This window comes from Ferribacterium limneticum (assembly GCF_020510565.1).
In the GTDB taxonomy this organism is placed as follows: domain Bacteria; phylum Pseudomonadota; class Gammaproteobacteria; order Burkholderiales; family Rhodocyclaceae; genus Azonexus; species Azonexus limneticus_B.
Genome location: NZ_CP075189.1, coordinates 3,418,573 through 3,430,907 on the forward strand (window position 1 = coordinate 3,418,573; position 12,335 = coordinate 3,430,907).

General features: G+C 63.1%; 11 protein-coding genes. 6 read left to right on the forward strand and 5 right to left on the reverse strand.

All coding sequences use genetic code 11. The features are described 5' to 3' along the window. Window positions 1-88 precede the first annotated feature (88 nt). From KI610_RS16355 to KI610_RS16375, 5 genes are all read left to right on the forward strand, one after another. Window positions 89-562: an ankyrin repeat domain-containing protein gene (locus tag KI610_RS16355; protein WP_226496015.1), complete on the forward strand. Its 474-nt coding sequence runs from the start codon at window positions 89-91 to the stop codon at window positions 560-562. Beyond that, the gene (locus KI610_RS16360; protein WP_226496016.1) at window positions 556-1,053 is read left to right on the forward strand and encodes a DUF411 domain-containing protein; all 498 of its coding nucleotides are present in this window, start codon (window positions 556-558) and stop codon (window positions 1,051-1,053) included. Before KI610_RS16355 ends, KI610_RS16360 begins: the two co-directional genes overlap by 7 nt. A gap of 176 nt (window positions 1,054-1,229) precedes the next feature. Then, a complete protein-coding gene (locus KI610_RS16365; RefSeq protein WP_226496017.1) occupies window positions 1,230-3,746 on the forward strand; it encodes a hybrid sensor histidine kinase/response regulator in 2,517 nt (838 codons plus the stop codon). Between the two features lie 32 nt (window positions 3,747-3,778). Then, window positions 3,779-4,114, forward strand: coding sequence for a hypothetical protein (locus KI610_RS16370; protein WP_226496018.1), 336 nt, complete (start codon window positions 3,779-3,781; stop codon window positions 4,112-4,114). A gap of 128 nt (window positions 4,115-4,242) precedes the next feature. Next, entirely contained in the window at window positions 4,243-4,530 is a 288-nt protein-coding gene (locus tag KI610_RS16375; RefSeq protein ID WP_226496019.1) for a hypothetical protein, read from the forward strand. 5 nt (window positions 4,531-4,535) lie between these two features. On the opposite strand, the gene KI610_RS16380 is transcribed toward KI610_RS16375, so the two are convergent. The 5 genes from KI610_RS16380 to KI610_RS16400 all read right to left on the reverse strand — a co-directional run bounded on the left by KI610_RS16380 (window position 4,536) and on the right by KI610_RS16400 (window position 10,437). Further along, entirely contained in the window at window positions 4,536-5,795 is a 1,260-nt protein-coding gene (locus KI610_RS16380; RefSeq protein ID WP_226496020.1) for an FAD-dependent oxidoreductase, read from the reverse strand. Then, complete coding sequence (locus tag KI610_RS16385; RefSeq protein WP_226496021.1) at window positions 5,792-7,012, reverse strand: ABC transporter permease; 1,221 nt, start codon at window positions 7,010-7,012, stop codon at window positions 5,792-5,794. The genes KI610_RS16380 and KI610_RS16385 overlap by 4 nt, the downstream gene beginning before the upstream one ends. Window positions 7,013-7,109: 97 nt before the next feature. Then, window positions 7,110-7,811: an ABC transporter ATP-binding protein gene (locus KI610_RS16390; RefSeq protein ID WP_226496022.1), complete on the reverse strand. Its 702-nt coding sequence runs from the start codon at window positions 7,809-7,811 to the stop codon at window positions 7,110-7,112. Then, window positions 7,811-9,055 (reverse strand): efflux RND transporter periplasmic adaptor subunit, encoded by a 1,245-nt coding sequence (locus KI610_RS16395; protein WP_226496023.1) that lies wholly within the window; start codon window positions 9,053-9,055, stop codon window positions 7,811-7,813. The genes KI610_RS16390 and KI610_RS16395 overlap by 1 nt, the downstream gene beginning before the upstream one ends. Continuing rightward, a complete protein-coding gene (locus KI610_RS16400; protein WP_226496024.1) occupies window positions 9,052-10,437 on the reverse strand; it encodes a TolC family protein in 1,386 nt (461 codons plus the stop codon). Before KI610_RS16400 ends, KI610_RS16395 begins: the two co-directional genes overlap by 4 nt. 798 nt (window positions 10,438-11,235) lie before the next feature. On the opposite strand from KI610_RS16400, the gene KI610_RS16405 reads away from it, so the two are divergent. Then, a complete protein-coding gene (locus KI610_RS16405; RefSeq protein ID WP_226496025.1) occupies window positions 11,236-12,279 on the forward strand; it encodes a quinone-dependent dihydroorotate dehydrogenase in 1,044 nt (347 codons plus the stop codon). The last annotated feature ends 56 nt before the right edge of the window (window positions 12,280-12,335 follow it).

Genomic DNA, 12,335 nt, shown 5'->3' on the forward strand with positions numbered 1-12,335 from the left:
ATCAGCAAAAACTGAAACTAGCGCAGATCAAGGTTGTCCGAGAGGCAAGCGGCAACAATCGCCCGATCAACCATTTCCGGATGCCCGCATGAAGCGCCTGCTCTCCCTGTTTTTCGCTGCCAGTCTGGTCTTTCCGGCATTTGCCGAGGTTCAGAGCTACGACCAGCCGATCCATGACGCCGCCCGGGCCGGCAATGGCGACGACGTTCGCCGCCTGCTCAAGGCCGACCCGAAACAGCGTGAAGTACGCACGGCGCAAGGCTCGACGCCCCTGCATCTGGCCGCCACCAATCCGGACACGACGGCCATGAAAGCGCTCATCGCCGCCGGCGCCAATGTAACAGCCCGCGACAACGACGGCGCCACGCCGCTGCATATGGCCGCCTATTCGAGCCGGGCCAAGAATGTCCAGATCCTGCTCGAAGCCGGCGCCGATCCCTTCGCCAAGACCGACAACGGCCGCGACCCCGGTTCGATGGCGCGCAAGGTCAAGGCCGACGAAGCCGCCGGCGTCCTGTCGCTGTGGGTACTCAAGGGCTGCCAGGCCGGCAAGCCATGCTGAAAGCCATTCCGCTACTGCTCGCCCTGCTGGCGGCTAACGCCGGCGCCGAGCCGACGGCCCCGCTGCCTTCGGTCGAAGTATTCACGCCAACCGTCTGCCTGACCTGCATCGAATGGGCCGAACACCTGCGCCAGAACGGCTTCCCGGTCAAAGTAACGCCAACCGCCGACATGGATGCAGTGAAACGCCGCCTCAAGGTGCCGAAGGACATGGAGTCGGTACCCAGCGCGCTGGTCGCCGGCTATTTCGTCGAAGGCCACGTGCCAGCCGAGGACATCAAGCTGTTGCTGATCGAGAAGCCGCGCGCCCTTGGCCTCGCCGTTCCCGGCCTGCCGCAGGGTGCGCCGGGCCGCGAGTTCTCGAATCCGACCTGTGAAACGGCATGCACGATGCTCGACAAGGAGGGCATCGAACAACCCGTCCGCCGCGAGTTTTTCGAGACTTTTCTCGTTGACCGCAAGGGCAAGTCTTCGCGCTTCGCTCGCCACTGAACGGCGCCATCCAGCTTCGGCAGTCGCCACCAAACGCTCCGGGAGTGCAATAATCGGCGTTTCATCAACGCCCAACTCCCGGTTGCCTCGATTTGTCCCTGCCCGCCTCCTTAAACCCAACACCCATCAATTCACCGAAATCGGCTTCCCGATTTCTTGGCTGGCTGATATTTGGCGTGCTCATCCTCAACGCCGTGATGATTTCGGTCAGCGTCGTCAATCTGCTCAATCACCAGAAACGTACGGTGGAGCAAGTGGTCGGCACCACCGGCAACCTGGCGGCCCTGCTCGAACTGAATGTGGCCGACGCGGTCCGCCGTGTCGATCTCGGGCTTCTGGCCATTGTCGACGCGCTCGAAGGGCGGCTGAACGACGGACGCCTCGATGCCGATCAAATCGAGCCGATGCTCAACATGCATCTGTTGCGCCATCCGGCCGTCGATGCCTTCCGGGTCGCAGATAGCCAGGGCAAAGTCATCCGGGGCAAGGGGGTTACGCCCGACACAATGGTCAGCTATGCCGACCGCCCTTTTTTCGCCGAGCATCAGCTCAGGCCGGGGCAAGACCTGATCGTTTCCGAGCCGATTCTGGGGCGCGTTTCAAAAATCTGGGTTGTCGCGCTGACCCGCTCGTATCGCAACGCCGATGGGTCTTTCGCCGGCGTCGTCACCGCTGCGGTCAATCTCGAACATTTCACCGGTTTACTGTCCACACTCAGTCTGGGTCAGCATGGATCGGCCATCATCCGCCACCAGAATACCGCCTTGCTGGCCCGCTTCCCCTTGGTCGACGGGCCTGCCGGGGAGCCCGGCAACCAACAGCTTGAACCGGAACTCAAGACCCTGCTTGATTCCGGAAAGGCAACCGGCATGTTCCACGGCGCCCAGTTGGCGGATGGTATCGAACGAACCTATGCCTTTCGCCGAGTTGCGCAGACGCCATTTCTCGTGACGGTGGGCATGGCGCCTCACGACTACCTGGAAGACTGGCGCAGCGAGCTGCGCAATGCCATTTTGCTCATTCTCGGATTTTTAACGACCACCGTGCTTGGCGCCTGGCTGTTGCATCGCTACTGGCAAAAAATCCAGAACCAGACCCTGTTTCTCCACACACTGATCGAGAGCGTTCCCGTGCCCCTCTTTTACAAGGACACGGCGGGTATCTACCTGGGTTGCAACCGGGCCTTCGAGGAATCTCTCGGCAAACGTCGCGACGACATTGTCGGCAAGTCCGTTTTTGACATGGCGCCGCCCGAGATTGCCCAGCGCTACAAGGACAAGGACGACGAGCTGTTCAGCCAGCCCGGCACCCAGACCTACGACTGGCTGACCGTCAAGGGCTGCGAGTCGCACAACGTCATCTTCCACAAAGCCACTTTCCGCCGCATCGATGGCGAAGTTGCCGGGCTGATCGGCGCGGTCACAGATGTCACCGAGCTCAAGCAGGCTCACGCCGAGTTGCAGGCGCACCGCGACAATCTGGAACAGCTGGTGGCCGAGCGTACGGCAGAACTGCAACAGACCAAGGAGGCGGCCGAGGCTGCGAGCCTGGCCAAGAGCACCTTCCTGTCGAACATGAGCCACGAACTGCGGACACCGATGAATGCCATCCTGGGCATGACCGGTCTGGCGCTGCGCAAGGCTGAAGACCCAGGACTGCAAAATCAGCTCGGCAAGATCGACTTTGCGGCCCATCACCTGCTTGGCGTCATCAACGACATTCTCGACATCTCGAAAATCGAGGCCGAGCACATGCACCTCGAGCAGATCGACTTCCGGATCGATGAAATCCTGGCCAATCTGCGCAACCTGATTGCCCAGCGGGCGCTCGATAAAGGTTTGCGACTGGAGATTGAGAGCAGCGCCGAGATCGGCGGCCTGGCGTTGAAGGGCGATCCGTTCCGGCTGGGCCAGATCCTGCTCAATCTGTCAGCCAATGCGATCAAATTTACCGACCAGGGCACGATCACCGTCCGCATCCAACAGGCGGAAAGTGGCGCCAACCATGCCGTATTGCGCTTCGAGGTCAGCGATAGCGGCATCGGCATCGCCGCCGAGGATCAGCAACACCTGTTCAATGCCTTCGAGCAGGCCGACGGTTCGATGTCGCGAAAATACGGCGGAACCGGCCTTGGCCTGGCGATCAGCAAGCGGCTCGTGAAAATGATGGGTGGCGACATCGGTGTCGACAGCGTACCGAATGTCGGCAGCACCTTCTGGTTTACCTTGAGCCTGCAAAAGGCGCAGCACGATCCCCGGCCCGTCGCGACGCAACTCCGGATGTCGTCCGAAACCATGCTCAGGGAACGCTACTCGGGCACCCGGGTCTTGCTCGTCGAGGACGAACCGATCAACCAGGAAGTATCGATGAGCCTGCTCGAAGAAGCGGGGCTCTCGGTCGATCTGGCCGAGGATGGAGAAGTGGCCCTCGCCCTGGCCGGCCAGAATCAATACGCGCTCATCCTGATGGACATGCAGATGCCCAGGATGAACGGCGTCGATGCAACGCGGGCCATCCGGGCCCTGCCCGGCTATGCGCAAACCCCCATTCTGGCGGTCACCGCCAATGCCTTCGAGGAAGACCGCCAGATCTGCCTCGCGGCTGGAATGAACGACCACATCGGCAAGCCGGTCATGCCCGACCTGTTGTTCGACACCTTGCTCAAATGGCTGAGCTGCCGCCCCTTGGCTTGAAACGCTCGCCCCTCACCTGAAGACTGCGCACCATGGAAAAGACGCTCCCGGAAAACCACCCCGACATGATCCGGATCGTGCACGCCGCCCATCGCGACATTGCCCCAAAACCGCCGAAGGGCCAGGCCAACTCGCTGGCCAACGCCCTTGCCTCAGCGCTCGGCAATGCCCCGGGCAACGACGAGGATCTCGAGAACATCGAGTTCCTGACCTACGTCCTGTCGGTCAATCGCGCCTCGGGCGACATCGATGACGAAGCTTTCGAACGACTGCTGCAGCGCATCGAGACAAAGGCCGGCCGGGCCGAGCTGACCCGACAATTCACCGAGGAGCTGGAGGCAGAACACGGCTACGAGGACGAGGACTGACCCGCCGGGGAATACGCATCGTCATCAAGCGCAACAGCAGCGTTACACGCTGCTACACGATGATCGTCATCGCAAACAGAGGCTGGCTCGTTAAGCAGACATAGCACCTCAAACCCTGCGGAGAGATCATGATCCCCAACCCGAATACCGAATCCACCCTGTTCATCCAGTCCCTCAAGGGCGCTGGTGTCGCCATCAGCAATGAGCGCGAAGTCATCGAGCGCCTCGAGGAAGCACGCGAATGGCACTACGCCTTCACGACGCTGGTCAAGCAGGGCGACAGGATCGGCATCAACTTCATGGCCAATCCCGGCATGCAATCGGCCAAGTTATCGGCTGAATTGCAGCGCGTCTTTGCCCTGTACCGTTTTCCCGACCAGACCGAATCGATTTTCGAAGCCAGGCTTCTGCACTAAACAGTTCACGGCCGCAGGAAATCGCGGTACATCGTCTCGGCCCAGGCGGCATCCTCGCCGGCCGGGTTTGGCTCCCGCGTCTGCCTGACCTGCTGCAGCAGAAAACCATCGCCACGCTGCCGGTAGCTGGTGTCGATCCGGGTGTATTCGAGCGGTTCGACGTTACTCACAACGTGGCAAACGCTTTCCGGCAGCAGCGCCGGGAAGGTCTGGCCGGTGGCGCTTGCTGCGATCTGCCGGGCGACGATGGCGCCCATGCGGTTGGCGACATGGCCGGTCTTCGGATAATGGCCGAATAGCGGCGAGGCCAGACCGGCCGCATCGCCGATGATGAAAACCCGTTCGTCGGCGACGCTGCGAAAGTTCAGGCCGCCCTGATCAGCCCAGCCGGTGGCCCGGCCGCCCTCGTCGCGGCGAATCAGCCCGGCCTGCCAGAGCAGATCGGCCGCTTCCTGCGGCGGGCAGAGCAAGGCCTCGTCGAAGCGGATGTCGTCGATATCCGTCATCACTGTCTTGCGCGCCAAGTCGACCTGGCGGACCTTGGCGTGGTCGAGGTAGGTGATCTGCGCCTTGAAACGGTCGAGCAAAATCGATTTGAAGGCCGGCATCAGCGGATTGGGGTCGATGATGACCAGCTTGCCCGGAATTTTCTGCGTTTTGAGCCACCGGGCGATGAGCATCGCCCGCTCGTAGGGCGCCGGCGGGCAACGGTAGGGCGCTGGCGGAATGGTCATGAGCAGGTCGCCGCCCTTGAAAGCGGCGAGGCGTTTCTTGAGCGCTGGCAGATCGGCAGCATTGAGCATGGCGCCGGAATGGCGCTGGCGCAGTTCGGCCACGGCCTGCGGGTCATTGACCTGCCAGGCGGCGTAGTTTTCACGAATCCCCGGGGCCAGCACCAGCCAGTCGTAAGGCAGGCGGCCGGAAGCCGTGTGCACCGTGCGCTGGGCGCGATCGATGTTGTCGACGCTGGCCTGCACGAAACGGTAACCCCTGGCGGCAGCAAGGGCAGCGTAGTCCTGTCGTTCGATGTTGCCGGCGCCATGGTCGACCAGCCAGCGGTTGCTCAGGGCGAACGAGGTGAAGGCCGGCTGGCGGTCGACGAGCGTGACCTCGATGTCGGGCGCCAGCCGGCGCAAATGGCTGGCCGCCGACAGGCCACCCCAGCCGCCGCCGACGATGACCACGCGCTCGCCTGCCGCGCGCAACGGCCGGACCAGCGGCAACAAGCCGGCAGCGAACAAAAACTGGCGGCGACCGCTTTTCATTGGTAGCGCAGCGCCTCGATCGGATCGAGCTGCGCCGCCTTCTGGGCCGGATACCAGCCGAAGAAGATGCCAACACCCGCCGCAACGGCAAAGGCAATGAGCGCCGCGCTGCCGGAAATGACGATGACCATGCCGGTGAAGACGTTGATGCCGAGCGCGACGCCGAGGCCAATGAGCAGTCCGAGCAGACAGCCGGCGAAGGAAATCATCACGGCTTCGAGCAGGAACTGGCTCAGGATGTCCTTCTGCCGGGCGCCGATGGCCATGCGGATGCCGATTTCGCGCGTCCGCTCGGTGACCGAAACGAGCATGATGTTCATGATGCCGATGCCGCCGACGAGCAGCGAAATCGAGGCGATGGCGCCAAGCAGGATGGACATCGTACGTGTCGTTTCGGCCTCGGATTCGGCCGCCGCCGAGAGGTTGCGCATGAAGAAATCGTCCGGCGTGCCGTCGCGCAGGCGGTGGCGCTGACGCAGGAGGCTGGTCACGCTGTCCATGACTTTCGGCATCGCTTCGGCCGAATCGGCCTGAATCATGATCATCCGCACCGAACCGAGGAAGGGCGTGCCGAAAACCTTGCGCTGGGCGGTGCTCAGCGGAATGATCACGGTGTCGTCCTGGTCGCGGCCGTCGAGGTTCTGGCCCTTGCTGCCGAGTACGCCGATGACCAGGAAAGGGTTCTGCTGGATGCGCATGGTCTTGCCGACCGGATCTTCGGCGCCGAACAGGTTCTCGGCCACAGTCTTGCCGATAACCGCCACCCGCGTCGATGAACGCACGTCGGAATCGCCGAAGCCGGCGCCGTTGACGATATTCCACGCCCGCGCCTCAAGATAGGCCGGGGTCGAGCCGACCACCTGCGAACTCCAGTTCTGCGAGCCATAAACCAGCTGGCGCGAGCCCTGGTGCGTCGGCGCCACGTTGGCGACACCGTCGAGTTCGGAAATCGCTTCGCCATCGGCCACGTTGAGCGTCGGCCCGCCGGCCGAGCCGCTGCGCACGCCGGCCGTGGTGAAGGAACCGGAAAGGACGATGAACAGGTTGGAACCCATGGTGCTGATCGTCTGCTGCACGGCGTACTGCGCGCCCTGCCCGATGGCCATCATGATGACCACGGCGCCAACACCGATGACCATGCCGAGCATGGTCAAGGCAGTGCGCAGGCGGTTGGCCCCCATGGCCAGCCAGGCTTCGCCGAGCATGGCTTTCAGCATGGCGAAACCTCACGATTGCCGCTTTTAGGTGACTTCCACGGTCGACCGGGTTTACTACGTGAAACGTAAAAAACGGCCAAAATTGAAATGTTCGCGCTCATGCCGGTGCGTGCTCCGTCAGGTGATCGCTGACGATCTCGCCGTCGAGAAATTTGACCTGCCGCTTGGCGTGCGCCGCGATGTCCGGCTCGTGGGTGACGAGCACAATCGTGATCCCCTCGGCATTGAGGTCGCCGAACAGGCGCATGATTTCCTCGCTGGTATGGCTGTCGAGATTGCCGGTCGGTTCGTCGGCGAGGATCAGACGCGGCGCATTGACCAGCGCCCGGGCGATGGCGACACGTTGCTGCTGACCACCGGAGATCCGGTTGGGCAGGGATTCGGCGTACTGGCCGAGGCCAACCTTGGCGAGCATTTCGCGCGCCTTGGCCCGCCGCGTTTCCTTGTCGGCGCCGGCGTAAACCAGCGGCAGCGCGACGTTGTCCTGCAGGCTCATGCGCGGCAGCAGATTGAAGCCCTGAAAAACGAAGCCCAGCGTCCGGTTGCGCAGGATGGCCAGGGCGTCCTTGTCCATTTGCGCGACATTCTTGCCGGTCAGAAAATAGTCGCCCATGGTCGGCGTATCAAGGCAGCCGAGCAGGTTCATGAAGGTCGATTTGCCCGAGCCGGACGGCCCCATGATGGCGATGTACTCGCCGGGCTGGATAGCAAGATTGACGCCCTTGAGCGCCGGAAACAAACCCGCCGCCGTTTCATAGGACTTGCCCAGGCCGACGACCCGGATGACTGAATCAGTCATCAGAACATCCGCATGCCGACGCTGGACGGCTTGCCGGTCTGACCACCGCCGTTCTCGCCGGTCACGATGCGGTCGCCTTCCTTGAGATCGCCGCCGACGATTTCGGTATTGCGGTTGTCGGTGATGCCGAGCTGGACGCTGACCGGTTTGAGTTCTTCGCCCGCCAGCACATAAACCGTGCCGCTCTGGCCGTCGCGCTTCTTGCCCTTGCCGGCACCGGCCTTGGCAGCGCTGCCATCGGAACCGGCACCCATGCCCGGCCCGACGCTCGACGGGCCTGCGGCTGGTTTCTGGCCATTTTCCGCCTTCTTGTCGCCGGCATCGGCCGGCTTGAAACGCAGCGCGGCATTCGGCACGAGCAGCACGCCCTCGCGCTTCTGCACGCCGATATTGACGTAGGCCGTCATGCCCGGCAGCAGCACCTGCTCCGGGTTGGCGACGTTGATGCGGACGTTGTAGGTCACAACGTTCTGCTGGTTGGTCGGGTTCAGGCGGATTTGCTGCACCTCGCCGACGAAACTGCGGCTCGGGAAGGCATCGACCGTGAAGCGCGCTTTCTGGCCTTCGCGGATGTTACCGATGTCGGCTTCGGCGAAGCTCGTGTCGATGCGCATTTCCGACAAATCCTGGGCGATCTTGATCAGCGTCGGCGTCTGGAAGCTGGCCGCCACCGTCTGGCCGAGATCGACGACGCGGTCGATGACGACGCCGTCGACCGGCGAGCGGATCACCGTGAAATTGAGGTTGGCCCGGTCGCGCTCGTTCTGCGCCCTGGCCAGCGCCAGTTGCGCCCGGGCCGACTTGAGGGCCTGGGTGGACTGGTCGTACTCCTGCTTGGAGACGTACTCCTGGGCGATCAGCGACTTCATGCGCGCCTCGTTGGCCTGCGCCAGTTCCAGTGTCGCCTGGGCATTGATCACATTCGCCGCGCTCTGCCGCTCGGTGGCCGAGACCAGCGCGTCGTCGAGTTCAAGCAGCGGCTGGCCCTTCTTCACCTTGTCGTTGAAATCGACGTAGAGCTTGCGCACGGTGCCCGACACCTGCGTACCGACGCTGATCAGCACGACCGGGTTGAGCGTGCCGTTGGCCGACACGGTCTGCGTCACGTCGCCCTTTTCGACCGTCGCCAGCTTGTAGCGGGTTTCCGGGTTTTGCGCCGCGCGCTGCTTGCTGTACCAGACGCCGCCACCGATCAGGCCGGCAATCACGGTGACGCCAAGCAGAATCTTGCCGATTTGTTTCATGGTCTTCCTTCCGCCGCCGGTTGCAGCAGCGTGTAATCGAGCGCGCCCATGGACTGAGCCAGCGTGGCGCGATAAACATTCCAGTCGAGCTGCGCCTGAATGCGTTGCAGCCGGGCACTGGCCAGGGCGCTCTGCGCCGACAGCAGATCGAGCACGGTGCCGACGCCGGCCTTGTAGCGGCCGAGCGCGACGCGTTCCGACTGCTCGGCGCTGGCGACCAGATCAGCCGAGGTCTTCAGGCTTTGCGTCGCTGTCGTCAGGCTTTGATAAGCCCGCCAGACATCGAGGGCAATCTGGTTCTTGATGCGGTCGCGCTGCGCGGCGCGAACATCCGCCTGCGCCGCGGCCGAACGCACGCGGTAAGTCGTGTCGAAACCCGTGAAGATCGGCACATTGAGCGTCAGGCCGATGCTGCCACCCTGCGTGACGACGCCAGCCGAATTCTGCCAGCTCGGCCCGGCCGCCAGCGAGACGGTCGGCCGGCCTTGGGCGCGTGCCAGATCAACACTCGCCTCAGCGGCCTTGAGCTGCGCCTCGGCCGCCTTGAGATCAGGCCGCCGGGCCTGCGCCTCGGCGATCATGGCGTCGACTTCCTTCTGGAAAGCCAGCTCGGCCGGCAAAGCGGGCAGCTCGGCCAACACGATTTTTTGCTGCGCCTCGAAACCGAGCGCATTGGCCAGCGCACCGAGCCCGTTGCGTGCCTCGCCCTCGGCCCTGATGCGATTGAGCGTCGCTTGCGACAACGCGGTCTGCGCCTGCAGGCGATCAGCCGGCGTGGCGACGCCGACGTTGTAGCGGGCGTCAGCCGCCTGATAAGCCTCGCGCGCCGAACGCTCGGCCTCGCTCGCCGAAATCACCGCCGCCTGCGTCGCCTGCGCCGTGTAGTAAGTCTGTAGCGCGGCGAGGAACAGCGACTGCACCGTCGCATCCTGCGTCGCTGCGGCTGCATTGAGCAATTGCTGGGCATTCTCGACATTGGCCGAACGCTGGCCGAAATCGATCAGCAACCAGGACAACGTCAGCGCAGCGGAACGCCGGTTGTACGAACCATCGTCATACTGAAACCGCGTCGCGCTGGCGCTGGCATCGAGGTTCGGCAACCAGCCGGCCCGGGCGACACCAACGAGCGCCGCCTGCACCCGCGCCGAGGCCCACACCTCGCGCGTCTGCGGGTGGTTGCACAGGGCCAGATCGACCGCCTCGAGCGCCGTCAGCGCTGTCGCCGGCAAGGCCGTGGCACAGGGCGCTTCGCCAACCCGGGCAGCCAGGCTGGGCGACACCTTGAGCGGCGCCATGGCCTCGGTGCCGAACGGATCGTCCAGGCCGCCGGCCCAAGAGGGCAGTGCTACGGTCAACAGGAAAAAACAGGGTAAAAATCGCATGGACGGAAGTTTAGCCTCGCCGGAGGAATTAAGTCGTTTCCGATTGTTTCAGGAATCGGCTCGGAGCAATTATCGCCGCGCCGCCCGGCGCTGCCACCGGCACAGATCAAGAAATCCAGTCGCGAGAGGGACGGCGACTGGCTTTCTCAAGCCGTGTGTTCCGCCTTGAGGGCGGGCGTACTTTCTTCTTGCTTCGCCAAGAAGAAAGTAGCCAAAGAAGAAGGCGACCCCGGGGGCGGCGCCGGCTACGCCGGTTCCTTGCGCTACTCGGCAGCCCGGGCGGCTTGCTAAACTCGCCTGCGGCTCAGACAACGCAAGCCGAAGGCTCCCGGCCCGCCTGCGTTGCTCAGCGCCTTCCACGGGGACCCCAAAGGCGTCCGGGCTCAACCATTTTGCCGAAAAAGCAGACTTCCACGGTCAACCGGAAAAAACGGCCAAAAATGAAATCTGCCATTCAGGCACCCAAGCTAAAGCACGGATCGTTTCACCGGGCCCCTTGAGAGGTGCCGAGCAACGCAGGAAGGCCGGGGGCCTTCGGCGAAGACTGTTTGAGGGGCGAAGCCCCGAGTTCCGCAGCCGCCCGGCCTGCCGAGTAGCGCAGGGAACCGGCGCAGCCGGCACCGACCCAGGGTCGCCTTCTTTTTGCTTACTTTTTCTTGGCGAAGCAAGAAAAAGTAAGACGCCCCGCAAGGGCGGAACCCCATGCCAATTTGCCCCAACAGAGCAGGGATTATCCCCATAGTTCCGAACACGGAACCCAAACGCCCCCCCCGCAATGCGGTAAAATCCTGCCCCACTATGCTCTATCCCCTCATCCGCAAGTTCTTTTTCGCCCTCGACGCTGAAACTGCCCACGGCATCGGCATGAATGGCATCGATTTTCTCAACGCCGCCGGCTTCTCCTGCCTGGTCGCCAAAAAGGTCGCCGCCTGTCCGGTCGACGTCATGGGCCTCAAGTTCCCGAATCCGGTCGGTTTGGCTGCTGGCCTCGACAAGAACGGCGACCACATCGATGCGCTGGCCAAGCTCGGCTTCGGCTTCATCGAAATCGGCACGATCACGCCGCGCCCGCAGGATGGCAACCCGAGGCCGCGCCTGTTCCGCATCCCGGAAGCGCAGGGCATCATCAACCGGATGGGCTTCAACAACGCCGGCGTCGACAAGTTGCTGGAAAACGTCCGCCGCGCCGAATTCCCCAAAAAGGGCGGCATCCTTGGCATCAATATCGGCAAGAACGCGACGACGCCGATCGAGAAAGCCGCCGACGACTACCTGATCTGCCTCGACAAGGTGTACAACGACGCCAGCTACGTGACCGTCAACATCTCGTCGCCGAACACCAAGAACCTGCGCGAGTTGCAAAAGGATGAAGCACTCGACGACCTGCTGTCCCAACTCAAGGCCAAACAGCTGCAACTGGCCGAGCAGCACGGCAAATACGTCCCGATGGCCCTCAAGATCGCCCCCGATCTCGACGACGAGCAGATCACCGCCATCGCCGACGCGCTACGCCGCCACCGTTTCGATGGCGTGATCGCCACCAACACGACATTGTCGCGTGACGGCGTCGAAGGTCTGCCGAATGGCGCCGAAACCGGCGGCCTGTCGGGCAAGCCGGTTTTTGAGAAATCGACCGCCGTACAGAAAAAGCTGTCGATTGCCCTGGCTGGCGAACTGCCGATCATCGGCGTCGGCGGTATCATGGGCGGCGAAGATGCAGCCGAAAAAATCCGCGCCGGCGCAAGCCTGGTGCAGTTCTACAGCGGTTTCATCTACCGCGGCCCCGACCTGGTGGCCGAAGTGGCGGAAACCTTGGCCCACGTCATGCGGAAAACCAGCTAAAGCCACAAGCAGCGCGCGGTTGTTTGCACTGCAGCAAAGCCCGATAATACGCGCCT

Excerpts from the sequence above, each read along its gene's own strand:
- KI610_RS16355 (WP_226496015.1), top strand. The coding sequence starts at position 89 with ATGAAGCGCCTGCTCTCCCTGTTTTTCGCTGCCAGTCTGGTCTTTCCG.
- KI610_RS16360 (WP_226496016.1), top strand. The coding sequence starts at position 556 with ATGCTGAAAGCCATTCCGCTACTGCTCGCCCTGCTGGCGGCTAACGCC.
- KI610_RS16370 (WP_226496018.1), top strand. The coding sequence starts at position 3,779 with ATGGAAAAGACGCTCCCGGAAAACCACCCCGACATGATCCGGATCGTG.
- KI610_RS16375 (WP_226496019.1), top strand. The coding sequence starts at position 4,243 with ATGATCCCCAACCCGAATACCGAATCCACCCTGTTCATCCAGTCCCTC.
- KI610_RS16380 (WP_226496020.1), bottom strand. The coding sequence starts at position 5,795 with ATGAAAAGCGGTCGCCGCCAGTTTTTGTTCGCTGCCGGCTTGTTGCCG.
- KI610_RS16385 (WP_226496021.1), bottom strand. The coding sequence starts at position 7,012 with ATGCTGAAAGCCATGCTCGGCGAAGCCTGGCTGGCCATGGGGGCCAAC.
- KI610_RS16390 (WP_226496022.1), bottom strand. The coding sequence starts at position 7,811 with ATGACTGATTCAGTCATCCGGGTCGTCGGCCTGGGCAAGTCCTATGAA.
- KI610_RS16395 (WP_226496023.1), bottom strand. The coding sequence starts at position 9,055 with ATGAAACAAATCGGCAAGATTCTGCTTGGCGTCACCGTGATTGCCGGC.
- KI610_RS16400 (WP_226496024.1), bottom strand. The coding sequence starts at position 10,437 with ATGCGATTTTTACCCTGTTTTTTCCTGTTGACCGTAGCACTGCCCTCT.
- KI610_RS16405 (WP_226496025.1), top strand. The coding sequence starts at position 11,236 with ATGCTCTATCCCCTCATCCGCAAGTTCTTTTTCGCCCTCGACGCTGAA.